Origin of the sequence: Pseudomonas sp. BF-R-24, from assembly GCF_019947335.1 — a bacterium.
Classification (GTDB): Bacteria; Pseudomonadota; Gammaproteobacteria; order Pseudomonadales; family Pseudomonadaceae; genus Aquipseudomonas; species Aquipseudomonas jessenii.
Map to the genome: position 1 here is coordinate 87567 of NZ_JAGYGG010000019.1, position 26037 is coordinate 113603.

At 59.2% G+C, this 26037-nt stretch carries 25 protein-coding genes; 13 read left to right on the top strand and 12 right to left on the bottom strand.

Annotation, left to right across the window (positions count from 1 at the left end; genetic code table 11):
• Positions 1–4: 4 nt before the first annotated feature.
• The 3 genes from KGA98_RS16660 (at position 5) to KGA98_RS16670 (ending at position 2664) form a co-directional block, all read left to right on the top strand.
• Entirely contained in the window at positions 5–919 is a 915-nt protein-coding gene (locus KGA98_RS16660; RefSeq protein WP_198530223.1) for a LysR substrate-binding domain-containing protein, read from the top strand.
• A gap of 205 nt (positions 920–1124) precedes the next feature.
• Positions 1125–1895 (top strand): hypothetical protein, encoded by a 771-nt coding sequence (locus KGA98_RS16665; protein WP_223502837.1) that lies wholly within the window; start codon positions 1125–1127, stop codon positions 1893–1895.
• Positions 1896–1974: 79 nt separating this feature from the next.
• On the top strand, positions 1975–2664 hold the full coding sequence (locus KGA98_RS16670; protein WP_223502838.1) for a hypothetical protein: 690 nt from the start codon (positions 1975–1977) through the stop codon (positions 2662–2664).
• Positions 2665–2734: 70 nt separating this feature from the next.
• Here the strand turns inward: KGA98_RS16670 and KGA98_RS16675 are convergent, their stop codons facing one another.
• Positions 2735–4804, bottom strand: coding sequence for an AsmA family protein (locus KGA98_RS16675; protein ID WP_223502839.1), 2070 nt, complete (start codon positions 4802–4804; stop codon positions 2735–2737).
• 387 nt (positions 4805–5191) lie between these two features.
• Between KGA98_RS16675 and KGA98_RS16680 the strand changes: the two genes are divergently transcribed.
• The 7 genes from KGA98_RS16680 to KGA98_RS16710 all read left to right on the top strand — a co-directional run bounded on the left by KGA98_RS16680 (position 5192) and on the right by KGA98_RS16710 (position 10486).
• A complete protein-coding gene (locus KGA98_RS16680) occupies positions 5192–5662 on the top strand; it encodes a hypothetical protein (protein WP_057712211.1) in 471 nt (156 codons plus the stop codon).
• Positions 5663–5835: 173 nt separating this feature from the next.
• Positions 5836–6468: a TetR family transcriptional regulator gene (locus KGA98_RS16685; RefSeq protein WP_057712212.1), complete on the top strand. Its 633-nt coding sequence runs from the start codon at positions 5836–5838 to the stop codon at positions 6466–6468.
• A gap of 285 nt (positions 6469–6753) precedes the next feature.
• Entirely contained in the window at positions 6754–7254 is a 501-nt protein-coding gene (gene ureE / locus KGA98_RS16690) for an urease accessory protein UreE (RefSeq protein ID WP_057712213.1), read from the top strand.
• Positions 7251–7925, top strand: coding sequence for an urease accessory protein UreF (locus KGA98_RS16695; RefSeq protein WP_223502840.1), 675 nt, complete (start codon positions 7251–7253; stop codon positions 7923–7925). Before ureE ends, KGA98_RS16695 begins: the two co-directional genes overlap by 4 nt.
• Positions 7926–7948: 23 nt before the next feature.
• A complete protein-coding gene (ureG, locus tag KGA98_RS16700) occupies positions 7949–8563 on the top strand; it encodes an urease accessory protein UreG (RefSeq protein ID WP_090452850.1) in 615 nt (204 codons plus the stop codon).
• Between the two features lie 29 nt (positions 8564–8592).
• A complete protein-coding gene (locus KGA98_RS16705; RefSeq protein WP_218495178.1) occupies positions 8593–9165 on the top strand; it encodes a HupE/UreJ family protein in 573 nt (190 codons plus the stop codon).
• A 187-nt stretch (positions 9166–9352) separates the two neighbouring features.
• Positions 9353–10486 carry an AGE family epimerase/isomerase gene (locus KGA98_RS16710; RefSeq protein ID WP_223502841.1) on the top strand — a complete coding sequence of 378 codons (1134 nt, stop codon included), beginning with the start codon at positions 9353–9355 and terminating at the stop codon, positions 10484–10486.
• A gap of 99 nt (positions 10487–10585) precedes the next feature.
• Here KGA98_RS16710 and KGA98_RS16715 read toward each other — a convergent pair whose 3' ends face one another.
• From KGA98_RS16715 to KGA98_RS16760, 10 genes are all read right to left on the bottom strand, one after another.
• The gene (locus tag KGA98_RS16715) at positions 10586–11491 is read right to left on the bottom strand and encodes a cation diffusion facilitator family transporter (RefSeq protein ID WP_223502842.1); all 906 of its coding nucleotides are present in this window, start codon (positions 11489–11491) and stop codon (positions 10586–10588) included.
• 172 nt (positions 11492–11663) lie between these two features.
• On the bottom strand, positions 11664–12434 hold the full coding sequence (locus KGA98_RS16720; protein WP_150813602.1) for an SDR family oxidoreductase: 771 nt from the start codon (positions 12432–12434) through the stop codon (positions 11664–11666).
• Positions 12435–12731: 297 nt separating this feature from the next.
• Positions 12732–12980, bottom strand: coding sequence for a hypothetical protein (locus KGA98_RS16725; protein ID WP_223502843.1), 249 nt, complete (start codon positions 12978–12980; stop codon positions 12732–12734).
• A 295-nt stretch (positions 12981–13275) separates the two neighbouring features.
• Complete coding sequence (locus KGA98_RS16730; RefSeq protein WP_057712220.1) at positions 13276–13992, bottom strand: ABC transporter ATP-binding protein; 717 nt, start codon at positions 13990–13992, stop codon at positions 13276–13278.
• Entirely contained in the window at positions 13989–14861 is an 873-nt protein-coding gene (locus KGA98_RS16735) for an ABC transporter ATP-binding protein (RefSeq protein WP_150813605.1), read from the bottom strand. Before KGA98_RS16735 ends, KGA98_RS16730 begins: the two co-directional genes overlap by 4 nt.
• Entirely contained in the window at positions 14858–16141 is a 1284-nt protein-coding gene (gene livM / locus KGA98_RS16740) for a high-affinity branched-chain amino acid ABC transporter permease LivM (protein WP_223502844.1), read from the bottom strand. The genes KGA98_RS16735 and livM overlap by 4 nt, the downstream gene beginning before the upstream one ends.
• Before the next feature lie 3 nt (positions 16142–16144).
• Positions 16145–17059, bottom strand: a complete 915-nt coding sequence (locus tag KGA98_RS16745) for an ABC transporter permease subunit (protein ID WP_007979705.1) — start codon at positions 17057–17059, stop codon at positions 16145–16147.
• 240 nt (positions 17060–17299) lie between these two features.
• Positions 17300–18433: an ABC transporter substrate-binding protein gene (locus KGA98_RS16750; RefSeq protein WP_008048115.1), complete on the bottom strand. Its 1134-nt coding sequence runs from the start codon at positions 18431–18433 to the stop codon at positions 17300–17302.
• Positions 18434–18795: 362 nt separating this feature from the next.
• Positions 18796–20079: an NAD(P)/FAD-dependent oxidoreductase gene (locus tag KGA98_RS16755; RefSeq protein ID WP_223502845.1), complete on the bottom strand. Its 1284-nt coding sequence runs from the start codon at positions 20077–20079 to the stop codon at positions 18796–18798.
• A 155-nt stretch (positions 20080–20234) separates the two neighbouring features.
• Positions 20235–21725, bottom strand: a complete 1491-nt coding sequence (locus KGA98_RS16760; RefSeq protein ID WP_102669255.1) for an aldehyde dehydrogenase family protein — start codon at positions 21723–21725, stop codon at positions 20235–20237.
• Between the two features lie 174 nt (positions 21726–21899).
• On the opposite strand from KGA98_RS16760, the gene KGA98_RS16765 reads away from it, so the two are divergent.
• The 3 genes from KGA98_RS16765 (at position 21900) to nadE (ending at position 25076) form a co-directional block, all read left to right on the top strand.
• Positions 21900–22811, top strand: coding sequence for a LysR family transcriptional regulator (locus KGA98_RS16765; RefSeq protein WP_223502846.1), 912 nt, complete (start codon positions 21900–21902; stop codon positions 22809–22811).
• Positions 22812–23017: 206 nt separating this feature from the next.
• Positions 23018–24244 carry a nicotinate phosphoribosyltransferase gene (gene pncB / locus KGA98_RS16770; RefSeq protein ID WP_057712226.1) on the top strand — a complete coding sequence of 409 codons (1227 nt, stop codon included), beginning with the start codon at positions 23018–23020 and terminating at the stop codon, positions 24242–24244.
• 4 nt (positions 24245–24248) lie between these two features.
• Complete coding sequence (gene nadE, locus KGA98_RS16775) at positions 24249–25076, top strand: ammonia-dependent NAD(+) synthetase (RefSeq protein ID WP_223502847.1); 828 nt, start codon at positions 24249–24251, stop codon at positions 25074–25076.
• Between the two features lie 176 nt (positions 25077–25252).
• Here nadE and azu read toward each other — a convergent pair whose 3' ends face one another.
• Positions 25253–25699: an azurin gene (gene azu / locus KGA98_RS16780; protein ID WP_223502848.1), complete on the bottom strand. Its 447-nt coding sequence runs from the start codon at positions 25697–25699 to the stop codon at positions 25253–25255.
• Positions 25700–26037 lie beyond the last annotated feature (338 nt).

Here is a 26037-nt window from a genome sequence, read left to right on the forward strand (position 1 = left end):
ATCCATGGAGTGTTCAATGTTCGCCTCGTTGCCGCTGACCGCCCTGCGCGCTTTTGAATCCGCCTCACGCCTGCTGAGCTTCAAGGCTGCTGCCGAAGAACTCTCGGTGACGCCGACGGCGGTGTCCCACCAGATCCGCTCCCTGGAAAGTTGGCTCGGCGTGCCATTGTTCGAGCGCCTGCCGCGCCAGGTACGCCTGACCGAATGCGGCGAACGGCTGTTCCAAAGCCTGCATGGGGCATTTCTGGAAGTGGCGCAAAGTGTCGATACACTGCGTCCGCAACGCAGTGGCGCCAGCCTGACGGTCTCCACTACCGCCGCCTTCGCCGCCCTGTGGCTGGTGCCACGGTTGGGACGTTTCTACGCCCGACACCCGAACATCAACGTGCGCCTCGATACCCACTGCGAAGTCATCGATCTGCATCAGGACGCCAGTGTCGACCTGGTGCTGCGCTACAGCCTCGATGATTACCCCAACCTGTACGGCCAGTGCCTGTTCGATGAGTCCTTTGGTGTCTACGGTTCGCCTGAACAAGTGGCCCTGGCGTCGAGTCGCGCCCCGACGCTGATCAGCGTGCGCTGGCACAACTCCAAACTCTATGCCCACGGCTGGGAGGCCTGGTGCGCTCGCTCCGGCGAAACCTGGCTGAGCGGTCGGCCCGCCGTGCGCGAATACGACGAAGAGCATTACGCCCTGCAAGCGGCGATTGCCGGCCAAGGCCTGGTGCTGGCAAGCAATATTCTGGTGTCGGAAAGCGTGGCCAGTGGTCTGTTGTTGCCGTACCGGGGGGAAATCCAGGTCGATGGAGCCGGCTACAGCGCACTGTGCGTGCCGGGGCGTGAGCGACATCCACCGGTTCGGGCTTTTTTTGCGTGGTTGCGTGAAGAGGCATTGTTGTCCGGGCATGCGGTGCGCTGACCAGCGCCTCGACAACAGTTCAAGTGTTTCAAGTTTAACGACTGCTTAAGTTCACCACTACGAATTAAAACAACCACAAACAACGAATAATAAACGCAACTAAAACCTGAAGTTACAAACCAAAACTAGACTTTGAAATCTATAAACCTATTCTAACAACCACAGCCAGCCGGCTGCTCACACCAATAAGTAAAGGATTACTTTCATGCTACTTGAACAACGACTCGAATTTATTGATTCCCTGCCAGCATTACCTATCATCACGCAGCGCTCGGCACCTGTATTTTCTACGCTCTCGAACAAACCTGAACATGATATCGACAAACCAACCGCCAGCGTCATGCCTGATACTATCAATGCCTTCCTGCCCGGCGTTTCGCAGGAAATCATCGACGACGTCAATTTGTGCAAACTGGTCATGCAAAACGCCGCCACCAAACTCTTCCCCAAAGATGAGCAACTCTTCGAATGGTATCGCTACTATGTTGACGGCCTGAGCAAACTGGGCTGGGTGACTCAAAACCGGAACATCCAGGAGGTCACAGTCAAGAGAGTTGGCCTGACAATGGATCAGGTTGCCCTGGAAGTGGCTGCAGGATTGATTGGTAGTAATGCGGCTAAAATCCTGGCTGATGTTGCGAAAAAGGCCGTTGAGGCGGTGCAGAAAAGTCCCGATGCCATTAAGATTTTTGATCGTAACTCTAAGCTGGGCACCCAGGCAAAATTCGATATCGCACCGATCTGGCTTGATAACGGTGGGCAACCAAACATGGTCCTCAACTGCATCTCCCTGGATGCAAGGGAGAGCACCCGCGGTATTCTGTTCTGGAAATCGACCCGCCAGTCCACCACGATGAAAACGGGTGCTGTGCGCACTTACCTGGACACTAAAACGTTTTCAGGCCTGCGTGGCGACCTGTACAGGAAATTTAGCGAAAGCGGTAAAAAATTCATTGATGAACTGCCTGATTTCTAACAACCAATGACATGTTTAAATCGGCCATAGCAGGCCGATTTAAACAATTTCTTGCGCCCACCTGCGCGTAGGTAAAAATATGAAAAAAACAACAATTGATACCTGGTTGGTTAATGGCAACATAACGATCTTCTACGGCCTGCACACTGACAGCTTTAAAAAAGATATTCTAGCGTCTAGCCTGCTAGGCGAACTGGTGGCAGCACAAAAAAGCAGAAACCGTGAAACTTCTTGGCCAACCTATACAGATACCGTTCAAAAAATTGGCTGGACGGTCAATAGCCGGGCGACCCAGCAACTCGAATTTAAACACAGCAGCCTATTTAATATTATTGAACAAAGCGCCGGGAGTGCCCTGCCACAAGATGAACGGCAAGCGCTCGCTATTGCATTTGCTCAACTGGCAAAACTCCAGTCTGACTCACCGGCGATCAGGGTAATCGTCGAGAAACTTCAAAGAAACGCTATTATGAGCAACACCACCACGGACATATTGGTTTCAACGGCTATTCTGCTGACGATTGTTCGCAACGATAAAACCGTGGTAACTCTGCAAGTGGCGTTCGAAACAGCCCAAAAGATTGCAATAGATATTCTCGACCAGCCGGTTTTGAATAGCACCAACGAACACAAGACCAACATTTGGCTAATGAGTAGTTTGCTGGATGGGCGCCAATACAATCGCGTAAGAGATGACGTACTCAAGAAACTGGGTAACAGGATGGAAACGGAGTTATTGCAAATCCATGCGCCCACCGGCTTGAGTTGAATAATCTAGCCTCGCCGGACGTTCAAGCGACCCGGAGTCGGGGGCGCTTGAACACTGCTCACCAACATATTCAGTTTTTTACAGTCTTCGGCGCCTTGCCCGCCTTCATCTGCTCCAGCAACGGCGCGCACTGGTTCGGCTCGCCGCCACTCGGCGCTATCAGCGCCAACAACCCTGCCGCCGGTGCGGCGATCACGCCCAACGCGACCATCCCGGCTCCACGCAACATCAACGGCACGGCCTTGACCCCGGCATCGGGCTTGATGAACTTGCCCCGCACGTACAGCGGCGAACGCAACGAAATCAAACGCCAGCCCTTTGATTCCGGGGTGATGGTCAGGTCCAGTTGTTCGGTCGCCATGTTCGCCGTGCCATCGATGTAAACAATGGCGTTCTCGGTGTCGAACACAAACAAGCGGGTACTCGCCAGGCCGGACTGAATGCCGAAGTCGGCGGCGGCGCAGTTGATCTTCACTTCCTTGTCGCCAAAGATCTTGCCGACCACGTAGTTGCCGACGTTCAGCCCGGCCAACTCCATCAACTCGCGACTGATAGCGCCATCGTTGATCAGCATTTTCAGATTGCCATTGGCGCTGCCCAGCAGTTTAGCCACCGAATTGCCGCGCCCGCTGATATCACCGTCGCCGTTGAGTTCGCCGAAACTGGTTTTCATCGGTTCAAAGCCGGGGAACAACTGCTTGAGCTTGAAGCCTCGCGCCGTGAGTCTGGCATGGCCCTCCAGCGGATCGGTGTGGCCGTTCAGGCGAATCTGCGCATCCAGCTTGCCGCCGGCCACGCCGAAACGCAGCGGCTCGAGGCTGAGCACGCCATCGGTGAGTACCAGATGGGTATAGAGATCGTTGAACGGCAGTTTTTCGCTGTGCACGATGCGCTTGCCGGTGAACTCGACATCGGCGTCCATATCGCGCCAGCGGTCGGTCTTGAACTCTTCGACCGGCAGCACTTTGTCCGCCGGTTGTTTGCTGTCACCGCCTCGGGCCTTCTGCTCGGCGTTGGAGTCGGCACCAATCAGCGGTGCCAGGTCAGCGAACAGCAATTGATTGGACAACAGCGAACCGCTGAGCTTCGGCCGTGGCTGGCTGGCCACGTAGGTCAGGTTGCCATGGATGTCACTTTCACCGATCTTGCCGTTGAATGCGTCATAGTGGAATACCGCGCCACCCGGCTCGTGTAACTTGGCGATCAGATGGCCGTCGGTGGCATAGGGTGGCGTGTCCGGCAGGATCACACCGGTCAGTGGGTAGAGATTGCCCAGGCTGGTACCGGCCAGTTTCAGGCGCAGGTCCAGGGCGCCGAGGTTCAGCGGATCGGTCAGGGTGCCGGCCAGTTCGACGCTGGAATCGGCGATTTTTACCTGTGCCTGAAGCGGAAACGGCCGTGCCGCGTCCTGCAACGCCAACAGCCCGCCAATCTTGCCCTGGCCCGCGAGCTTCTGGCCGTGGTACTGGCCGTTGACCTTGAGGGCGAATGCATAGTCCTGGGGTGACGAACCCTTCTCCTGCGCGGCTTTCGCCGCTTTGTCGCCGACGATATCGCTGAACGGAATCGGCTTGCCCAATGGATCGATCAGTACGTCGAGTTGGGTCTTCAGGTTCTGGTCGTCGAGGGTGACATGCCCCTTGTCAAAGCCGATCGCACCGATATCCACCACCCAGCTCGAAGGCTCGGCGTCCGGGTCCTTTGGGTCGAATTTGAAGGTCCAGTTGGCGCGCCCGTCAGCCAGGCGTTGCAGGTGGGCGTTGGGCTCGGTGAGATCGATACGCGGGATCACCACCCGCTGCGCCAGCAATGCCAGGGGTGAAATACGCAGTTCCACCCGTTTGAGGGTGACCATCTGCGGCTGTTTCGACCAGTCGGGATTGCCCAGGCTCAAGTCTTCGGCCACCACATGAGGCCACGGTACCCAGGCGCGCCAGCCGCCTTCATCGGGCTCGGGTTGCCAGACCACCGACAGATTGCCGTTGATGGCGAAAGCCCGGTGCAGCTCTTCGGAAACTTTGGCGTTGAGCGGCGCTTTGATCCGGTTCCAGTCGAAGAACACGATGATCAGCACCAGCATCACCAACAAGGTGAGGAAAGTGGAAAGGGTCCAGACCAACGTCTTTTGAGTGCGCGTCATTGCACAGGGCTCCTGATACGACCGGGCGCCCCGACTGCGACGCACATGTGAAACGGTGAGCCGCAAAGGGCTCGCCATGCAAACTACGACTGATAAAAACCCGGCAGGTTTAATCGAAAGACCGATTTCGCCGATTTCGCCCAGTCCAATACTGACCAGCCGGTCGACCTGCGTTACCGGACCTGCACTTTTGCACAACACAGGTGGGTCGAAAACACCCACAAAAGTGCAAGACAACTCGCCGGAAACGCCCGGCCTAGGGCCTCCGCAGCAAACAATCAATTCCGTTGATTATTACCATTGCGTTTATGAACTTTCATATCGATTTATCGAGAGTAGCATTGCTCTCGTGCCCACTTATTCGCACCCCCACGGAGCAAAACAATCATGAAACGCCAACTACTGCTTAGCCTTACACTTTCGATGCTGGCCAGCACTGCCTTTGCCCTGCCGGCGGCTGACCAGGCCACCCCACAAGTGAAACAAGACCACTCGGTGTTCAGCCAGACCGTCGCCGCCGATGGTTCCGACCGCACCCCACAAGGCCAGACCCTTGCCGAAGGCGGTAATGATCGCCTGAAAGAAAAAGGCCTGATCACTCAGGATGGCTCGGACCGTACTCCACAGGGCCAAACCCTGGCTGCCGATGGTTCCGATCGTACCCCACAAGGCCAGACCCTTGCCGCTGATGGTTCGGATCGCACCCCACAAGGTCAAACCCTGGCTGCTGATGGTTCCGACCGTACTCCACAAGGCCAGACCCTTGCCGCCGACGGTTCGGATCGTACTCCACAAGGTCAAACCCTTGCTGAAGGCGGTGGTGACCGCGTGATCGAACGCAACAGCGCCGTGAGCTAAGCTTCATGGCCGCCTTGAAAAAAAGCCCAATCCCCGGATTGGGCTTTTGAATTTTCATAGGCCCGCTTGATAGATGCCACACTTCCCCGCGTGATCCCCCCCACAGTCGTTCGACGCCAGCAAAGCCGATTTGCTAGAGTGCGCCGCGTCCCTGTCCAGAAAACGCCCTTGCGATGCTGCCCCGCGCCGAACAGAAACAACAAACCCGTAACGCCCTGATGGACGCTGCCCGGCGCCTGATGGATGGCGGCCGAGGATTCGGCAGCCTGAGCCTGCGCGAAGTCGCGAAAACCGCCGGCATCGTACCGACCGGTTTCTACCGCCACTTTGCCGATATGGATGAATTGGGCCTGGTACTGGTCAGCGAAGTCGGCCAGACATTCCGCGAAACCATTCGCCTGGTACGACACAACGAGTTCGTGATGGGCGGCATCATCGATGCCTCGGTGCGGATCTTTCTCGATGTGGTTAGCGCCAACCGTTCGCAGTTCCTGTTTCTTGCCCGTGAGCAGTACGGCGGTTCGGTGCCGGTGCGCCAGGCCATCGGCCGTTTGCGTGAAAACATCAGCTCGGACCTGGCGGCGGATTTGTCACTGATGCCGAAACTGCAGCATCTGGATATCGCCGACCTGAGCGTCATGGCGGATCTGATCGTCAAGAGCGTGTTCGCCACCCTGCCGGACATCATCGATCCGCCAGCCGAAGCCTTGCCAGAGCACCTCACGCCCCAGGCGAAAATCACCCAGCAGTTGCGGTTTATCTTTATCGGCCTCAAGCATTGGCAAGGGCTTGGCAGCACTGAGTAACTTTCTGTGGATGAAATCCCTGTGGGAGCGAGCTTGCTCGCGATGAGGGCATGACATCCACCATCTATGTGACAGTTCCACCGCCATCGCGAGCAAGCTCGCTCCCACATTAAACCTCGCCGCTTTAACTTGGTGCGCGAATCAAAAACAACGCACCAACTTCAACCAAAAAACTCACTCCATCGATACCAGCCCTACGCCTCCGTCAGGCATTTCCTACACATCATGTCGATTGGCAAGCCCCTTGCTCTAGCCTGAGCATTGTCCATTGCTGGAAGCCTTCCGATGCTGGTGATTCATCGCAGAATCGACCCTCAACCCGTTTGGGCCGCCGAACTGCACCTGACGTTCGAAGCCCGCAGCAAAAGCCGTTTGCGCTGTTTCAGTGCCGAAGGCGAAGACGTCGGATTGTTTTTGGAGCGCGGCCAGCCGCCGTTGCGTGACGGCGAGTGCCTGCAAGCCGAAGACGGGCGAATCGTGCGCGTCTGCGCCCGTCCCGAACAACTGCTGCACGTCACCTGCGCCAATGCCTTCGAACTGACCCGCGCGGCCTATCACCTGGGCAACCGCCATGTCGCCCTGCAAGTCGGCGACGGCTGGTTGCGCCTGCTCGACGACTACGTGCTCAAGGCCATGCTCGAACAACTCGGTGCCGTTGCCGTGAACATCGAGGCGCCATTCCAGCCGGAACATGGCGCCTACGGCGGTGGCCATCATCATTCGCGTCACGGCGATGAAGACTTCAACTACGCGCCGAAACTTCACCAGTTCGGCGTACGCACATGAACCCCGCCTGGGCGCTGTTGCGCCTGGCCAGTCCGCAATTGCCGATTGGCGGCTACAGCTACTCCCAGGGGCTGGAAATGGCTGTGGATAACGGCCGTGTTCACGACCCCGACAGTGCGCGACGCTGGATCAGCGATCAGTTGCTGCTGAATCTGGCACGCTTCGAAGCACCCTTGCTGCTCGCCCATTGCGTGGCCGCCAGCGAGGAAAACTGGGACGAATTGTTGCAGCGCTGCGAGGAACACCGCGCCAGCCGCGAAACCCGCGAGCTGCATCAGGAGAGCCGGCAGATGGGCTACTCGTTGCAGCAATTGCTCAATGGCTTGCCGGAGCTCGACGCCCCCGCCCGCGCCTTCCTCGAACAGCGCAGCGAGCCACATCTGGCCCTGGGTTGGGCGTTGGCCGCGCGCGCCTGGCAGATCAGCCCGCAGGACGCCCTGGCCGCATGGCTCTGGAGCTGGCTGGAAAACCAGTTGGCGGTGCTGATGAAGACCCTGCCCCTGGGTCAGCAAGCTGCCCAACGCCTGACCAGCGAACTGTTGCCGCTGCTTCAACAAGCTCAACAGAACGCCACTCAAGTCGATCCCGATCATTACGGCAGCGCCGCTTTCGGCCTGTCCCTGGCGTGTATGGCCCACGAGCGCCAGTACAGCCGTCTGTTCCGTTCCTAGGGCCATTTATTTTGGAGAATCACATGAACGCACAACCCCTGCGCGTCGGTATCGGCGGCCCGGTCGGCTCCGGCAAAACCGCCCTGACCCTGGCCCTGTGCCTGGCCCTGCGCGAGCGTTACAACCTGGCCGTCGTGACCAACGACATCTACACCCGCGAAGACGCAGATTTTCTGGTGCGCAATGAAGCCCTGGCACCGGAGCGCATCATCGGCGTGGAAACCGGTGGCTGCCCGCACACGGCCATCCGCGAAGACGCCTCGATCAACCTCGAAGCCGTGGATCAGCTCAACCGCCGTTTTCCGGGGCTGGACCTGATTCTCGTGGAGTCCGGTGGCGACAACCTCTCCGCGACCTTCAGCCCGGAACTGTCCGACCTGACCATCTACGTGATCGACGTCTCGGCCGGCGACAAGCTGCCACGCAAGGGCGGGCCGGGAATCTGCAAATCCGACCTGCTGGTGATCAACAAGATCGACCTGGCACCTCTGGTCGGCGCCTCGCTGGAGATGATGAACAGCGACACCCAACGCATGCGCAACGGCAAGCCCTTTGTCTTCAGCAATCAGAAAACCGGCCTGGGCCTGGAAGAGATCATTGCCTTCATCGAACGCCAGGGTTTGCTGACCGCGGCCTGATCACGACTTATCAACAAGGAAGCTTATCCATGACACTCAAACGCATTCTCGGCGCCCTGGCCCTGCTGCTGACTCCGGCCCTCGCCTTCGCCCATCCGGGACACGGCGACAACGGCTTGATCGCCGGTATCAGCCACCCACTTGGCGGTCTCGATCACTTGCTGGCAATGCTCGCGGTCGGCCTGTGGGCAGCACAACAGCAAGGCGCCGCACGCTGGGCGCTGCCGTGCGCCTTTGTCGGCACTATGTTGATTGGCGGGCTGTTGGGTTTTGAAGGATTGAACCTGCCGGCACTGGAGAGCGGGATTGCCGCTTCCGTGTTGGCTTTGGGGCTGGCGGTTGCCTTGGCAGTGCGTCCACCGTTGGTGATGGCGGTGGGTGCGACGGCGTTGTTTGCGCTGTTTCATGGTGTCGCGCACGGGCTGGAACTGCCGGAAATGTCGAGTCCCTGGACCTACGCCGCAGGCTTTGTTGCGGCGACGGCGGTGTTGCACGCGGCGGGTTATGCGCTGGTGCGGGTGTTGCCGCAGGCCGCAGCGCCCCTGGTGCGACTGGCGGGCGCGGCTTCGGCGGCGACTGGAGTGTGGTTGCTGGCAGGTTGACTCTCTGGTGTCTGACCCGGCCTCTTCGCGGGCAAGCCCGCTCCCACATTGGAATGCCTACACCTGTGGGAGCGGGCTTGCCCCGGGCGGCGTTCCGACGAAGGCGGCCTGACAGACACAGCCTCTCTCAGGCCAGCCTCTCTGCTAACATGTCGCGCAATCGCCCCTGCCGTGACGACGCCAGCCAATGCCGCCTGTTTCCCGCTCTGCCTCTCAGCCTGAATTGACCGCCCTGTTCGCCTCGGTGCAACAGCATTTCCTGAACGTCATCGTGCCGCTCTGGCAAGGTCCGGGCTGGAACGCCGATATGGCGTTGCCTTATGAGGCGCTGGATGCCAAACACCAACCGCTGCCACCGCAACGCTACCGGGCCATGGCCTGTGCGCGGCAGTTGTATCTGTTTGCCAGCCTGATCGGTCAGGTACCGGGCGCCGAAGAGCGTGCCGCCGCGTTGTTCCGCTCCTTGCAGCGGCACTTCCACGATGCCGAGCACGGCGGCTGGTTCTACAGTGTCGATGCACAAGGTGCGCCGCTGGATCAGCGCAAGGATCTCTACACCCACGCCTTCATCCTGTTCGCCTGCGCCCATTACTGGGACAAGGTTCGCGAGCCGCTGGTGGAGTCGGTGCTCAACGCCTCGCTGGAAGTGGTCGCGCAGCGTTTCGCCACGGACGACGGTCTGTACGAAGCCACGCTCGACCGCGACTGGGCATCGCTGGACAGCGGCCCTTTGCAAAACCCGCTGATGCACCTGGCCGAAGCTTTCCTCGCCACCCTGTCGGTGCGTGAAGACCTCGACGTGCAACAGGCACTCGTCGGGTTATGCACAGCCATGCACGCGCGCTTCATCGATCCACAGCACGGCGTGTTGATGGAAAAACCGCTGGGGTCTGTGGATAACTGGTTTGAACCGGGGCATCAGTTCGAGTGGTATTTCCTGTTGGAATCCTCGGCGCTGTTGCGCAATTCGACGCTGCATGCCGATCTGGAGCGGGCCTTCGCCTTTACCGAGCAAGTGGGCGTTGATCAGCAGACTGGCGCCGTGCGGGCGATGCTCGATTTCGCAGCCGATGGCGGTACCCGGGACGCCACGCAACGCATCTGGGCCCAGGCCGAGTACCTACGTGCATTAACGCTGCGCCCGGACAGCGAAGCGGCTGTACTGCGTCAATTGCAGGCATTGCAGCAGCGCTCGCTGCATGCCGGCGGCTGGTACGAGTGCCGTGACGAGCACGGTGAAGTCAGCCGCCGCGACATGCCGTCGACCACGCCTTATCACCTGGCAACCTGTTATCGCGGGTTGGCGGAATATCTCGGCTGACTGTTCGGCCGCTTTCGCGAGCAAGCCCGCTCCCACAGGTTGCATACAATCCCTGTGGGAGCGGGCTTGCTCGCGAATGACCTCGAAGAGGTCGCCTTGTCACTCAATCCACTTGCGGTCCCCGGTAAAGCTGATGGTCAGCCATCGCGCAGCATCCGCCTCGCCAAGCTTCGTGGAAATTTCCTCGCGCAAACTGTCCAGTTGCCCCACACCGTCCAGCCAGTAATCCTTCGGCAATACGATGTGAATCTCGATAAAACAGGCCCTGCCGTGTTTCTGCACGTAGGAAATGTAATCGTCGAAACCATGCTCGACTTTCGCCACCTCCATCACCTGACGCACCTTGTCGTCCAGTTGATCCGGGACGATCCCCAGCACATCGCGCAAGGCCGGCCCGAGGATTTTGAACGCTGGGGGGAGCATGCCCAAGGCCAGCAGAATCAGGATCATCGGGTCGACATACACCGCCCACTTGTCGTAACCCTGAGTCTTGAGCAGCAGCGCGATGAGGAAACTCACCAGCAGTCCCGCCGACAGCATCGCGTCCACCAGCCAACTGATGTTGTCGAACTGGATCAGCGATGAGTTGAGCGTGCGATTGCGTTGGCGGACGTAGAAGAAATAAACGAGCTCAACGACAGTGAAGAAGGCCGCGTAGAAAATCACCAGACCGAGTTCGACTTCGCGGCCACCACTGATGATGCCGAACACACCGTTGAGAAAGGCATAAACGGCCACCAGGAATATGAAACTGCCTTCGATCACCAGCACCATGGGCTCCAGGTGCCAGGAACCGAACTGAAAGCGTTGGTTGCTTTCCTTGGCGATCAGCCGGGCGGTGATCAGCATCAGGACCTTGATGAAGGCCGCGATCAACGAAAAGAAGCCATCGAACAGAATGGATTGGGCGCCCGAAACAAAACCGGTGATGATCCCGGCGAATGTCACGGCGAGCATCAGGAAGGTCGATTGTTTGAGCAGCGCCTGCTCGCCTCGATTACTCACTTGATCTCCTCGGATACCTCTAGACCGCCGGGTGCGGCGGATTGCTTGAGGGAGGAGTCTAGCTGATGTCCGGATTTATCCGCTCCGGCCCCTTCGCGAGCAAGCCCGCTCCCACATTGGATCGCGGTCTAATGTGGGAGCGGGCTTGCTCGCGAAGAACGATGACTCGGTATTAAGCCTTGCCACCACTGCGATCAATAGCAAACCCGGCCCAGGTCTGGCTCACCGGCATCAGCTCCAGGCTGTTGATGTTGATGTGCGCCGGGGCATTGAGCACCCAGAAGATTGTCTCGGCGATGTCCTGCGGCTGAATCGGCTCGGCGCCAGCGTAAGTGGCGTTGTAGCGCTCCTGGTCACCGGCAAAACGCACCAGCGAGAACTCGCTCTCGCACAGGCCCGGCTCGATGTTGCTGACCCGTACGCCCGTGCCTTGCAGGTCGCAGCGCAGGTTCACGGAGAACTGTTTGACGAACGCCTTGGTCGCGCCATACACGTGGCTGCCCGGGTACGGGTAGTTGCCGGCGATGGACCCCAGGTTGACGATACCGGCACCACGACCGTGGGCGATCAGGCGCGGCAACAGCAGACGGGTGCTGTACATCAGGCCTTTGACGTTGGTATCGACCATGGTGTCCCAGTCGTCCAGGTCGCACTTGGGCGCAGGATCAACCCCCAGGGCCAGCCCGGCGTTGTTGATCAACCCGCGCAGCTTTGCAAAGGATGGCGGCAGATTGGCAATCGCCTCCTCCATGGCCTTGCGATCACGCACATCGAGCACCAGGCCATGGACTTCGGTCTGCTTCGACAGCTCGGCGCACAACGCATTGAGGCGTTCTTCACGACGGCCAGTCAGCACCAGTTTCCAGCCGGCCTCGGCAAAACGACGGGCACAGGCTTCACCAAAACCGGAGGTCGCGCCGGTAATAAACAGGGTGTTGGACATCGTGTTCTCCTTGCTTCGGCTGATCGCCAGCCATTGGAATAGAAAATCAGCAGGCAGCATGCCCGGCCTTGTCCACAGCGGCAACCACCGTTCAATCTGTTCAAAAAACGCTCAACCCCGGCAACCCCTTGACCAGCGTGGCCTACAGCCATGTGCGCGCACGTTATCCACAGGCCGGTCCACAGTCTTTGGGGGCAAGTGGAAAAGCTGCAAGCCGCTATCCACAAGGCTTTGCGCGGGGTTTTGAAACTTTTTTGCTTGACCCTCAACCGCCTGCTGTGTAGCCCTTGGCCATTTTCATGACTGACGGGTCAAACCGGCGATGGCGCCAAGCCAGTAACCACGGCCTTCAGCCGAGTCTTTCCAGAGTTTAGTCACAGACTTATCCACAGGCTTGTCCACGCCGATTCCATGCATTTTCATCCCGAACAAAAAGGTTGACAAAGCAGCCTGCAAGCTGCGCAAAAACACTTGATCAAAAAACAACCACACCTCTGCAAGCCACGGTTTAAAAGGCCTGCAGCCAGCTACTCCCACGTTATTCACAGCCGGTTCCACAGCAAACGGGGACAAGTCAAAACCGTGGCAAAACAACTATTTGCAGCGGCTTTATGTCGCGCTTTACGAGCTTGGGAATATTGTTTTCCACAATTTCCTGAATGCACGCCGCAGCCCCCCTGTGGGAGCGGGCTTGCTCGCGAAGACGGCGTCACATTCAACATCATCAGGACAGATCCACCGCTTTCGCGAGCAAGCCCGCTCCCACAGGGGACTGCGGCGTTGGAAGAAATAAAAAAGCCCCGGCGATTGCGCGCCGGGGCTTGTGCATAACAAAGCAGACTCAGTGCCCGCCGAGATAGGCGCTACGCACATCCTCGTTGACCAACAACTCCTTGCCGGTGCCGGTCATGCGGATTTCGCCGTTGACCATCACATAAGCCCGGTCAGACAACCGCAGGGCGTGGTTGGCGTTCTGCTCCACCAGGAAGATGGTCATGCCGGTCTTGGCCAGTTCCCGCAGGGTGGCGAAGATCTGCTTCACCACGATCGGCGCCAGGCCCAGGCTTGGCTCATCGAGCAGCAACAACTTGGGCCGGCTCATCAGGGCCCGGGCGATGGCGAGCATCTGCTGCTCGCCGCCGGACATGGTCATCGCCCGCTGGGTACGCCGCTCTTCGAGCCTGGGGAACAGCTCGAACATGCGCTGCATGTCCTCCTTGGCGTACTTGTCGCCAATGGGGATAGTGCCCATCAACAGGTTTTCTTCGACTGTCATGTCGGGGAACACCCGCCGCCCTTCCGGCGATTGCGCAATGCCGTTGGAGGCGATGTAGTGGGACGACTTGTGGGTAATGTCCACGCCCTGATAGAGGATCTGCCCGTCCGCCGCCCTTGGCTGGCCGAAGATCGACATCAGCAGGGTCGACTTGCCGGCACCATTGGAGCCGATCAGGCTGACGGTTTCCCCTTCGTTGATGTGCAGCGAGACACCTTTAAGGGCCTGGATCGGCCCGTAAAACACGTCCAGTTCCTTGAGCTCGAGGATGGGTTTACTCATACCACCTCCTCTTCTTCCGCGCCCAGATAAGCGGCGATCACTTTCGGGTCGTTGCGAATGTCGTCGGGGCCACCCTCGGCGATGACGATGCCGTGGTCCAGCACCACAATGTGGTCGGAGATACTCATAACCATGCCCATGTCGTGTTCGATCAGCACCACGGTCAGATCGTGCTCGTCGCGCAGCAGCCGGATCATCGCGCTCAGCGCTTCGGTTTCCTGAGGGTTGAGGCCGGCGGCCGGTTCGTCGAGGCAGATGATCTGCGGACGGGTGCACATGGCCCGGGCGATTTCCAGGCGGCGTTGCTGACCGTAGGACAGCTCACCGGCCAGGCGGTTGGCGCAGTCCACCAGATCCACCACTTCCAGCCAGTAGAACGCGTGGTCCAGCGCATCGCTTTCGGCCTTGCGATAGCCCTTGGTGTTGAGGATGCCGGCGAGCATGCTGCGATTGACCCACATGTGCTGGGCCACCAGCAGGTTTTCCAGCACCGACATTTCCTTGAACAGGCGAATGTTCTGGAAGGTCCGCGCCAGGCCAGCGCGGTTCACCAGGTGAGTACCGCCGAACGCCTTGTAGAACAACCGACTGGCGAAGGATTTCGGCGAAACGAAATCGGTTGGCTTGAACGACTCACCCAGCAACTTGATGACGTTGGTCTGTTGCCCACGAATGTTGAGTTCGATCCTGCCGCCAGAGGCTTTGTAGAACCCGGTCAGGCAGTTGAACACCGTGGTCTTGCCGGCGCCGTTAGGACCGATCAGGGCGAAGATCGAGTTGCGGTGCACTTTCAGGCTGACATCGCTCAACGCCTTGATGCCGCCGAAGTGCATCATCAGCTTTTCTACACTGAGTACGACTTCGCTCATGGCGCTACTCCTTTACGCGGGGTCACACCGGTACGGCTGATCCGAATCAGGCCGCGCGGTCGCCAGATCATCATCAACACCATCAGGATGCCGAACAGCAGCACGCGGTACTCGGCAAAGCCACGCAGCAGCTCCGGGGCGACGGTCAGCACGAATGCTGCAATTACGACGCCTATGGTCGACCCCATGCCACCGAGTACCACGATGGCGAGGATCAGCGCCGATTCGAAGAAGGTGAACGAGGTCGGGTTGACGAAGCCCTGGTAGGTGGCGAAGAACACCCCGGCCAGACCGGCCGTCGAGGCGCCGATGGTGAACGCCGAGAGCTTGACCAGCACGTGGTTCAGACCCATGGAGCGACAGGCGATTTCGTCTTCGCGCAGGGCTTCCCAGGCGCGGCCGACCGGCATGCGGGTCAGGCGATGCTTGATGTGCAGCACGGCCAGGACCACCAGGAACAACACGGCGTAGATGAAGTAGTACTTCACGTCAGGGTTGTAGGCGATGCCGAAGAACTCATGGAACGGCACCCCGCCCTCTTTCGCCCTTTTTCCGAACTCGATGCCGAAGAAAGTGGGCAACGGCGCTGCCATGCCATTCGGGCCGCCGGTCAGGGTCAGCCAGTTATTGAGGATCAACCGAATGATTTCACCGAAGCCCAGGGTCACGATCGCCAAGTAATCACCGTGCAGGCGCAGCACCGGGAAACCGAGGATGCAACCGGCCAGTCCGGCGGTAATCGCCGCCAGCGGCAACACCGTCCAGAAGCCCAGCCCAAGATACTGATAACCGAGCGCCAGGCCGTAGGCACCGATGGCGTAGAACGCCACGTAACCAAGGTCGAGCAGGCCGGCCAGGCCGACCACGATGTTCAGCCCCAGCCCCAGCAGCACGTAGATCAGCCCGAGGATGACCACGCCCAACAGGTACGAGTTGGAGAAAAACGGGAACACCACCGCGATAACAATCATCAACGGGATGATCCAGCGCAGCCGGGATTTGTAATCAGGCGGCAGTACATGGACCCCGGACCCGGTGGATTCAAATCCCTCGAGGATTCTCAGGCCCTTGGGGGTTTGCAGGAACAGGCTAAGGGCAAAGCGACCGGCCATGACGATGGCGACAATCCAGGCCACCCGGCTCGTTTCCATATTGAAGCCATAGCCATCGAGGACTACGCCGACAATCGGGCCGAACACAATCAGGGCAACCAGGCCGGCAAGAATCGCGTCAACCAGGCTTCTTTTGAGATCAATGGTTTTTTTAGTGGTTGAAGACATCGCTTACACCTTCGACACAAGAGGACGGCCGAGCAGGCCTTGGGGCCGAAAGACCAGAACGAGAACGAGCAGCGAGAAGCTGAAAACGTCTTTGTAGTCCGAGTTCACCAGACCGGAAAACAGCGACTCGGAAATCCCGAGAATGATCCCGCCGAGCATCGCGCCGGGCAGTGAGCCAATCCCGCCGAGCACCGCGGCAGTGAACGCCTTGATCCCGATGATGAAGCCGGCATAGAAGTCGAATGTGCCGTAGTTCATGGTGATCAGCACGCCGGCCAGGGCCGCCATCGCTGCACCGATGATGAACACGTAGGAAATCACCCGATCGGTGTTGATCCCCAGGATCGAAGCCATCTTGCGGTCTTGCTGGGTTGCACGGCACATGCGGCCGAGCTTGGTGTACTTGATGACGTAGGTCAGCAGGCCCATCCCGACAAACGCTGCGACCAGAATGAAGACCTTGGTGTAGGTCAACTGAACGAAACCGGTACCGATATCAACGCGCCAGGCACCCGAGAGCAAAGTCGGAACGCCTTGTTGCTTCGCGCCCTGGGAGATCTGTGCGTAGTTTTGCAGGATCAGAGAGATACCGATCGCACTGATCAGCGGTGCGAGTCGAGTGGAGTTACGCAGGGGTTTGTAGGCGACACGCTCGATGACCCAGCCATACACCGCCGTGACGACGATGGTGAAGATCAGTGTGCCAAGCATCAGCAGCGGGAAAGATTCGATACCGAAGTAAGCCAGCAGAGCCAGACTGATTGCCGCGAGGTAAGCGGAAATCATGTAAACCTCGCCGTGGGCGAAGTTGATCATGCCGATGATGCCATAGACCATTGTGTAGCCGATGGCGATCAGGCCATAGACCGACCCGAGGGTCAGGCCGTTGACCAGTTGCTGCAGGAAAATACCATCCATAACGCAATCTCACGCAATGAGAACCTGCACATGTGGCTGTGCGGTTCCTCTAAGGAAAATACAGATATACGTCGGAGCAATGTCAGCCACGATCAGGCAGGCCACCACGGCCCCCTGTAGGAGCGAGCTTGCTCGCGATTGCGGTTTAACATTCAACGAATGAGTTGCCTGCCAGTCCGTCATCGCGAGCAAGCTCGCTCCCACAGGGGAACCGTGGGGTTCACCCAATTGAGTCAGCCCTTACTTCTGTTTTTCCAGCTGGTGGTATTTGCCATCCTTGTCCCACTGGTAAACCACGTAGTCGGAGATTTTCAGGTCGCCCTTGCTGTCCCAGGTCTTCTCGCCCATGACGGTCTTGACCGGGTTTTTCTTCAGCCATGCAGCCGCTTCTTCGCCCTTGTTGGACTTGGCGCCGTTGAAGGCTGCTGCCAGGGTCTGGACCGAAGCGTAGGCGTACAGGGTGTAGCCTTCAGGCTCGGTACCGGCCTTGCGGAAGGCGTCTACCACGGTCTTGCTGTCTGGCAGCAGGCGTGGGTCGGCGCCGAAGGTCATCAGCACGCCGTCAACGAATTGCGGGCCGCCAGCGGTGGTCACCAGTTCGTCGGTCACGATGCCGTCGTCGGACATGAACTTGACGTCCTTGAGGCCTTGTTCACGCAGTTGACGCACCAGAGGACCGGCTTCCGGGTGCAGACCACCGAAGTAGACGACGTCAGCGCCGGCGCCGCGGATCTTGGTCACGATGGTGCTGAAGTCTTTCTCGCCACGGGTCAGGCCTTCATACAGCACAGGCGTTACGCCGCGCTTGACCAGTTGAGCCTTGGTAGCATCCGCCAGGCCCTGGCCGTAGGTGTCCTTGTCGTGCAGCACGACAACTTTCTTGCCCTTGAGCACGTCGACGATGTAGTCGCCGGCCACGATGCCTTGCTGGTCGTCACGCCCGCACATACGGAACATGGCGCTCAGGCCGCGCTCGGTAACGGCCGGGTTGGTGGAACCCGGGGTGATGGCGATGATGCCCGCTTCGTCGTAGATCTCGGAGGCCGGAATGGTCGAGGAAGAGCAGAAGTGACCGACTACGCCGGCGACTTTCTGGTTGGTCAGATCCTTGGCGACCGTCACAGCCTGTTTCGGTTCGCAGGCGTCATCGCCCTTGACCAGTACGATTTTTTCCCCGTTAACCCCGCCAGCCGCGTTGACCGCATCGGCCGCGGCCTGTGCACCCTTCATGTACTGTTCGCCAAATGCCGCGTTGGCGCCCGTCATTGGTCCCGCTACGCCGATCTTGATGTCAGCCTGAGCAAACGCAGAAACACCCAGCGCAGTTGCCACTGCGAGGGCCAGAAAGCCTTTCTTGTAAAACGTCTGGGACATGAGGTGGTGCTCCATGGTTTTTTTAATTGGCACTGCGACTTCACTGAATGCTCAGAGCAAGGGCCGTGCCATCGGTTTTTTATTCTGAAAAAAGTCGCTGCTTTCTTGTTATTTCGACTGTTTCGGTCCCATTTTCATTGGGCGTGCAACCGTCTAAACCGCGGAAGGTAAAACCATTTTTTATTTGAGGCGCAACCCGACTGCGCCATCATTGCAACCGCGGCTTTAAACAACGTGCAACCAGCCTGTAACAACGTGCGTCACCGAAGTGCACACTGCTGGTGCGGGACTGCTACAACCCGCACCACTACAGGCTAGCTGCAGATCGAAAAAGCGCCGCCTCCCACTGCAAAAATCAACATTCAGATCACGATCCGCAGGCACTGGCCCGCGTGATACAGCGAGAATCCCGCCTCATACAGACAGCTGCGCAACCCCACCCCGGCCAGTGGCTGCATGGGTGCAAAGGGAATCGGTAGCGCTTGAGGATTTCCGTTACACAGGTAATCGGCAAAGGCCTTGCCGACCACCGTGCCCGTGGTCACGCCCCGACCGTTGTAACCGGTGACTGCCACCAAACCGGGCGCCGGTTCGAACAGGCGCATCAAATGATCGGGGGTGAAGGCGATGCAACCGGTCCAGGTGCACTCCCATTCCACCGGCTTGAGGTACGGGAAATAGTGTTGCTGCACGCGGTCGGCCCAGGCCTTGAGGAACCAGGCCGGTTTCTGATTGCCATTACCGAGACTGCCCAGCAACAACCTTCCGTCCTTGTCCCGACGGATGCTGCTCAGAACTTGACGGGTATCCCAGGATCCCTGACCGCCGGGAAGAATTTGCCTTGCAGCCTCTTCGGTCAGCGGGACAGAGGCCACCTGGTAGTAATAACCGGGGAAAAAATTGCGCCGCAGCTCCGTCCAGTCGCCCTCGGTGTAGGCATTGGAGGCAATCACCACTTTCTCGGCCATGACCGAGCCCTGGGCAGTCTGTACTGACCAGCGCTGACCCTGGCGTTCGAGACGGGTGACCGGGGAATGATCGAACAATTGACCGCCCAGGCCGATGGCCGCTTTGGCCAGCCCCGTGGTGTAGGCCATCGGGTTGAGTGTGCCAGCGCGGCGATCGAGCAATGCCGCGGCGATCTTTTTCGTGCCGGTGGCTTGCTCGCAGGCCTGACCGGTGAGCAGCTCTACGGGCGCACCGCGACGCTTCCATTGTTCTTCACGACTGCGCAAGTCGGCCTCGCCACGGGCGTTATGCGCCATGTGCAGCGTGCCTTCGCGGCGCAACTGGCAATCGATGTTGTACTTGTCCACAAGGCTGAACACCAGGGATGGTGCGGCGCCCAACATGCGGTTGAGCTGACTGCCGACCTCCTTGCCAAACCCGGCTTCGATCTCGTCCGGGGGAATCCACATCCCGGCGTTGACCAACCCGACGTTGCGCCCTGAGCCACCGTGACCCGCGCGATGGGCTTCCAGCACACAGACTGTTTTACCTTGCTCCAGCAGATGCACCGCCGCCGACAAACCGGTAAACCCGGCGCCGATGACGCAGACATCCACCGTGACCTCACCCTTGAGGGCCGAATTGTCCGGCCTTTGCGGCGTCAGTTTTTCCCACAGACACTCTTCGCGTAACGGCATTGCCAGACTCCAAGCAGAAACCTAACAAACACATACTTCAAATGTGGGAGCGGGCTTGCTCGCGAATGCGTCGGCACATCCAGCATCAATGTGACTGATAAACCGCTTTCGCGAGCAAGCCCGCTCCCACAGGGGATCACTGTTCGACACGAGACTTAGTCGAACGTAATACCCTGCGCCAACGGCAACTCTAGCGAATAGTTCACGGTGTTGGTCTGGCGGCGCATGTAGCCGCGCCATGCATCGGAGCCGGACTCACGACCGCCGCCGGTTTCTTTCTCGCCACCAAACGCGCCGCCGATTTCCGCGCCGCTCGGGCCGATGTTGACGTTGGCAATGCCGCAGTCGCTGCCCACCGCCGACATGAACTGCTCGGCTTCACGCACGTCGGTGGTGAAGATGCACGAGGACAGGCCTTGTGGCACGGCGTTGTTCAGGCGCAGGGCTTCCTGGAAATCGCTGTAGCCAACCACGTACAGGATGGGAGCGAAGGTTTCGTGGCAGACCACATCGCTTTGCTCCGGCATTTCGACGATAGCCGGCGACACGTAGTAGGCATTCGGGAATTTGTCTTGCAGCTGACGCTCACCGCCAAACACCCGGCCGCCCTCACTCAAGGCCTGCTCCAGCGCATCCTGCATATTGTCGAAGCTTTGTTTGTCGATCAGCGGGCCGATCAGGTTGCCTTCCAGCGGATGGCCGATACGCACTTTCGAGTACGCGGCTTTCAAGCGGGTGACGATTTCTTCTTTCACCGACTCATGGGCGATCAGGCGACGCAGGGTGGTGCAGCGCTGACCGGCGGTGCCGACGGCACTGAACAGGATCGCGCGAACGGCCATGTCCAGGTCGGCGCTTGGGCCGAGGATCATCGCGTTGTTGCCGCCCAGTTCGAGGATGCTGCGGGCAAAACGCGCGGCGATTTTCGGCGCTACTTCACGGCCCATGCGGGTGCTGCCAGTGGCGCTGACCAGCGCGACACGCGGATCATCGACCAGGGCTTCGCCGGCATCGCGACCACCAATAATCACCTGGCTCAGGTGCGGTGGTGCATCGCTGAAGTTCTTCAGCACACGATCGAACAGCGCCTGGCAAGCCAGTGCGGTCAGTGGCGTCTTTTCCGACGGTTTCCAGATCACCGGGTTGCCGCAGACCAGCGCCAGCGTGGCGTTCCAGGCCCAGACCGCCACCGGGAAGTTGAACGCACTGATCACCCCGACAACGCCCAGCGGGTGCCAGGTTTCGCGCATGTGGTGGCCAGGACGCTCGGAGGCGATGGTCAGGCCGTACAACTGACGGGACAGGCCGACGGCGAAGTCGCAGATGTCGATCATTTCCTGAACTTCACCCAGGCCTTCCTGGGTGATCTTGCCGGCCTCCCAGGACACCAGCTCGCCGAGGTCGGCCTTGTATTCACGCAGGATGTCACCCAGTTGCCGCACCAGCTCGCCACGGCGCGGTGCCGGAACCTTGCGCCACAGTTCGAACGCATGATCTGCGCGACTGATGTGTTGCTCGACTTCAGCAGCGCCTTCCCAGTTAACGGCGGCGATCCTGCTGCCATCGATCGGCGAATGCACTGGCACTTTGCCATTCTGGTACAGGGCCGGATTCACACCTAGACGATCAAGCAATGCGGCAACCATGGGTCACTCCTCAAGCAAAAGACAGAACACGTGCAGCCGGAAAATCACGGCTGATCAGACCTGTAGTTTTAGCTGCCCGGAGGTTACTCAACAAACGACCTTTAAGAGAGATATCATTCCGTTTATTCATGCTGTGCATTGCTGGCAATAAGAAACAAGAACCAAGGACCGCCCATGCTGAATAAACGCTACTTGCCATCGATCGCTGCATTGCAGTGCTTCGAGGCCGTCACCCGGCATTTGAGCTTCACCCGGGCCGCCGAAGAGTTGAACCTGACCCAAAGCGCCGTGAGCAAACAGGTCGCGCAACTCGAAGAGCTGTTGCAGCACCTGCTGTTTCGCCGGGTGCGCCGCCGCCTGCAGATGACGCCGGCTGGCGATCTGTACCTGGTTGAGGTGCGAAAAATCCTCACGCAGGTCGAGATGTCGACCCATTACCTTCGTTCCTACGGCGGCGAAACAGAAGTCCTGCGGGTTTCGACGCCCCCCACTTTCGGTGCACGCTGGCTGGTGCCGCGCCTGAAAGGCTGGCGCCTGCGGCATCCGTCGATCCACCTGGACCTGTGCAGCGAGCAGGAAGCCGACGACCTGCTGCAAGGTCGCAGCGACCTGGCGTTCTACTTCGGCCAGGGCTCACGACCCGGCACCGAATGCCTGAAGCTGTTCGGCGAAGAGCTGGTGCCGGTGTGCGCCCCGGGCAGCCTGCCGGACACACCGTTTACCGATCCGACACAACTGACTGACCTGGTCCTGCTGCAAAACGCTTCCCGCCCCCAGGCCTGGCATGACTGGTTCGACCATCAGGGCTACCACACCGAGCACAGCTACCACGGACCGCGCTTCGAAACCTTTTACATGTGCATCCGCGCCGCCCAGGTCGGCTGCGGCGTGGCGCTGTTACCCCGTTTTCTGGTGGAAGAGGAACTGGCCGACGGCAAGCTGGTCATTCCCTGGCAGCATTCAATGCCCAGCACCGACGCCTACTACCTGGCGTACCCTGAACATTCGGCGGAAGTCCCCAAGGTGCGGGACTTTGTGAAGTGGATGCTGGAGCAGATCGATAGCCCGGAGATGTCGCAAATTTAGGGTTGCACGCAGTACCTGTGGGAGCGGGCTTGCTCGCGAAGACTGAGTATCAGGCAGCATCACTGCCGGATGTGAAACCGCTTTCGCGAGCAAGCCCGCTCCCACAGGGGTCTGTTGTGATCCAAAAAACTGCTGGCAATCCTGTCCAGTGATATGCGCCACTAGCGCCACTGATCAATACCGCTGCAACGCCGGAGATTCCCGTTATGAGCGAGAGTGTGTTTGCCGATCGCATCGTGCAGAACCTGCTCGACACCGACTTCTACAAGCTGACGATGATGCAGGCGGTGCTGCACAACTACCCGAACGTCGAAGTCGAATGGGAGTTTCGTTGCCGTAACAGCGAGGACTTGCGCCCGTACCTGGCGGAAATCCGATTCCAGATCGAGCGCCTGGCCGAACTGAGCCTGAGCGCCGACCAGTTGAGCTTTCTGGAACGCATCAGCTTCCTGAAGCCGGACTTCCTGCGCTTTCTTGGGTTGTTTCGCTTCAACCTGCGTTACATCCACACCGGCCTCGAAAACGGTGAACTGTTTATCCGCCTGCGGGGCCCCTGGCTGCATGTGATCCTGTTCGAAGTGCCGCTGCTGGCGCTGGTCAGCGAAGTGCGCAACCGCTATCGCTACCGCGAAGTCGTGCTGGAACAGGCCCGCGAGCAGCTCTACCGCAAGTTCGACTGGCTGAGCGCCAACGCCAGCAGCGACGAATTGTCCGAATTGCAGGTGGCCGATTTCGGCACCCGTCGTCGCTTTTCCTACCGCGTGCAGGAAGAAGTGGTGAATGTGCTCAAGCACGATTTCCCCGGACGCTTCGTCGGCACCAGCAACGTTCACCTGTCCCGGGAGCTGGACATGAAACCCTTGGGCACCATGGCCCACGAATGGATCATGGCGCACCAGCAACTTGGCCCGCGGCTGATCGACAGCCAGATCGCCGCACTCGATTGCTGGGTCCGTGAATACCGTGGCCTGCTGGGGATTGCCCTGACCGACTGCATCACCATTGATGCCTTCCTCGGCGATTTCGATCTGTTTTTCGCCAAGCTTTTCGACGGTTTGCGCCACGACTCAGGCGATCCGGTGGTTTGGGCGGAAAAAGCCATCGCCCACTATCACAGGCTCGGCATCGACCCGATGAGCAAGACGCTGACTTTCTCCGACAGCCTGACCCTGCCCAAGGCTCTGGAGATATTCCGGGCGCTGCGCGGTCGGATCAATGTCAGCTTCGGCATCGGCACCAACCTGACGTGTGATATTCCGGGTGTCGAACCGATGAGCATCGTGCTTAAAATGACCGCCTGCAACGGCCAGCCGGTGGCGAAGATCTCCGACGAGCCAGGCAAGACGCACTGCAAAGACCCGAATTTCGTCGCTTACTTGCGACACGTTTTCCAGGTTCCTGCCGCCCTTTCAAGTACATCAAGCAAGGAGTGAATTCATGCAAGCCGTACAGCGTGAGATTGCTGAACAGCTCAAGGTCCAGCCGCCATTCTCCGACGAAGCCGCCCTTGAGGCCGAAGTCGCCCGGCGGGTGACCTTCATTCAGGACTGCCTGGTCAATTCCGGGCTCAAGACCCTGGTACTGGGCATCAGTGGTGGTGTCGACTCCCTCACCGCCGGCCTGCTGGCCCAACGGGCCGTCCGTGAACTGCGCCAGCGCAGCGGTGATGCCGCCTACAAATTCATCGCCGTGCGCCTGCCCTACGAAACCCAGTTCGATGAACACGACGCCCAGGCTTCAGTGGATTTCATCAAGCCGGACGAGCGCCACACCGTGAACATCGGTCCGGCGGTCAAATCCCTGGCCAATGAAGTGGCGGCCTTCGAAGGCAAACATGCGGTGTCGGTGGACTTCGTGCTCGGCAACACCAAGGCGCGCATGCGCATGGTCGCCCAGTACACCATCGCCGGCGCGGCCCATGGCCTGGTGATCGGCACCGATCACGCGGCGGAAGCGGTGATGGGTTTCTTCACCAAGTTCGGTGACGGCGCCTGCGACCTGGCGCCACTGAGTGGACTGGTGAAAAATCAGGTCCGCGCCATCGCCCGCAGCTTCGGCGCGCCGGAGTCGCTGGTGGAGAAAGTCCCGACCGCCGATCTGGAGGACCTGTCGCCCGGCAAACCGGACGAAGCGTCACACGGCGTGACCTATGCCGAGATCGATGCGTTCCTGCACGGCAACCCGGTGCGTGAAGAGGCGTTCAAGATCATTGTTGATACCTACAACAAGACTCATCACAAGCGGGTGATGCCGTTTGCGCCTTGAGGCGTGAGTGAATGAAAAAGCCCGCTGGAGTGTTGAGCTTCAGCGGGCTTTTTCTTTGGCCAGAACAGGCATCGATGCTTCTGGCCCCTTCGCGGGCAAGCCCGCTCCCACAGGTACGGTGGTGGCCCTGTGGGAGCGTGGCTTGCCCGCGATGAACGATAACGCGGTGGTCAGTCTTACTTCAGAGTCACGGTGCCTTTCATCATCGAGATGTGGCCCGGGAACGAGCAGAAGAAACCGTACTTTTGAGCGGCATCGAGCTTGGACACATCGAAGGTCACCGAATCGGTTTCCTTGGCGCCGATGATCTTGGTGTGGGCGATCACGCGGGCGTCGCCTTCCTTCAGGTAGTTCTTGTCGATGCCAGCGCTCAGGCCGTCGGTGGCGATCGGCTGCATGTCGGCTTCTTTACTCAGCACCCAGTTATGGCCCATGACGTTCTTCGGCAAGCTGCCGGAATGCTTGAGTTCCACGGTAAACGTCTTGCAGCTCTTGTCGATTTCAATAGCCTTCGTGTCGAAAGACATCTGGTCGGTGGAGTCGACGGTGACTTTGCACTCTGCAGCCATCAATTGGCTGCTGGCCAGTGTCAACAGGGATACCGCAACAAGTTTGGCAAACATGGTGAATCTCCAAGGCAGGGTTAAGGAAATCGCGAATAAACAGAAGACTGCCTGAAAACTTCGCAAGTTCATATGACTTGAATCAAAAATTGTATACAACTTTCGCGCTATGGCACCGATGCGAAATATCTACCGGCCAAGTGTCTGGTCCGGGCCTATCATCAGGCCGTCCCCCTTCAAATGGAATGTCTGTCATGTCGATCAACAGCTTGTTGTGCAGTTTGCTGGCCGCCTACGCCTGCGGCGCCAGCGGCACGTACGAAACCCCGGAACACCAAGTCTAGCCCTTGGAGTGCCGTGCGCCTGCCTTTACTCTGTGGCCCTGATCGACCAAGGAG

Bases quoted from the DNA above. Each gene is read 5' to 3' on its own strand.
- KGA98_RS16705 (WP_218495178.1), top strand. From the start codon at position 8,593: ATGACACTCAAACGCATTCTCGGCGCCCTGGCCCTGCTGCTGACTCCG.
- livM (WP_223502844.1), bottom strand. From the start codon at position 16,141: ATGTCTTCAACCACTAAAAAAACCATTGATCTCAAAAGAAGCCTGGTT.
- ureE (WP_057712213.1), top strand. From the start codon at position 6,754: ATGCTGGTGATTCATCGCAGAATCGACCCTCAACCCGTTTGGGCCGCC.
- KGA98_RS16675 (WP_223502839.1), bottom strand. From the start codon at position 4,804: ATGACGCGCACTCAAAAGACGTTGGTCTGGACCCTTTCCACTTTCCTC.
- azu (WP_223502848.1), bottom strand. From the start codon at position 25,699: ATGTTTGCCAAACTTGTTGCGGTATCCCTGTTGACACTGGCCAGCAGC.
- KGA98_RS16660 (WP_198530223.1), top strand. From the start codon at position 5: ATGGAGTGTTCAATGTTCGCCTCGTTGCCGCTGACCGCCCTGCGCGCT.
- KGA98_RS16670 (WP_223502838.1), top strand. From the start codon at position 1,975: ATGAAAAAAACAACAATTGATACCTGGTTGGTTAATGGCAACATAACG.
- nadE (WP_223502847.1), top strand. From the start codon at position 24,249: ATGCAAGCCGTACAGCGTGAGATTGCTGAACAGCTCAAGGTCCAGCCG.
- KGA98_RS16765 (WP_223502846.1), top strand. From the start codon at position 21,900: ATGCTGAATAAACGCTACTTGCCATCGATCGCTGCATTGCAGTGCTTC.
- KGA98_RS16695 (WP_223502840.1), top strand. From the start codon at position 7,251: ATGAACCCCGCCTGGGCGCTGTTGCGCCTGGCCAGTCCGCAATTGCCG.
- KGA98_RS16755 (WP_223502845.1), bottom strand. From the start codon at position 20,079: ATGCCGTTACGCGAAGAGTGTCTGTGGGAAAAACTGACGCCGCAAAGG.
- KGA98_RS16665 (WP_223502837.1), top strand. From the start codon at position 1,125: ATGCTACTTGAACAACGACTCGAATTTATTGATTCCCTGCCAGCATTA.
- KGA98_RS16710 (WP_223502841.1), top strand. From the start codon at position 9,353: ATGCCGCCTGTTTCCCGCTCTGCCTCTCAGCCTGAATTGACCGCCCTG.
- KGA98_RS16680 (WP_057712211.1), top strand. From the start codon at position 5,192: ATGAAACGCCAACTACTGCTTAGCCTTACACTTTCGATGCTGGCCAGC.
- KGA98_RS16760 (WP_102669255.1), bottom strand. From the start codon at position 21,725: ATGGTTGCCGCATTGCTTGATCGTCTAGGTGTGAATCCGGCCCTGTAC.
- KGA98_RS16745 (WP_007979705.1), bottom strand. From the start codon at position 17,059: ATGGATGGTATTTTCCTGCAGCAACTGGTCAACGGCCTGACCCTCGGG.
- KGA98_RS16735 (WP_150813605.1), bottom strand. From the start codon at position 14,861: ATGAGCGAAGTCGTACTCAGTGTAGAAAAGCTGATGATGCACTTCGGC.
- KGA98_RS16720 (WP_150813602.1), bottom strand. From the start codon at position 12,434: ATGTCCAACACCCTGTTTATTACCGGCGCGACCTCCGGTTTTGGTGAA.
- KGA98_RS16750 (WP_008048115.1), bottom strand. From the start codon at position 18,433: ATGTCCCAGACGTTTTACAAGAAAGGCTTTCTGGCCCTCGCAGTGGCA.
- ureG (WP_090452850.1), top strand. From the start codon at position 7,949: ATGAACGCACAACCCCTGCGCGTCGGTATCGGCGGCCCGGTCGGCTCC.
- pncB (WP_057712226.1), top strand. From the start codon at position 23,018: ATGAGCGAGAGTGTGTTTGCCGATCGCATCGTGCAGAACCTGCTCGAC.
- KGA98_RS16685 (WP_057712212.1), top strand. From the start codon at position 5,836: ATGCTGCCCCGCGCCGAACAGAAACAACAAACCCGTAACGCCCTGATG.
- KGA98_RS16730 (WP_057712220.1), bottom strand. From the start codon at position 13,992: ATGAGTAAACCCATCCTCGAGCTCAAGGAACTGGACGTGTTTTACGGG.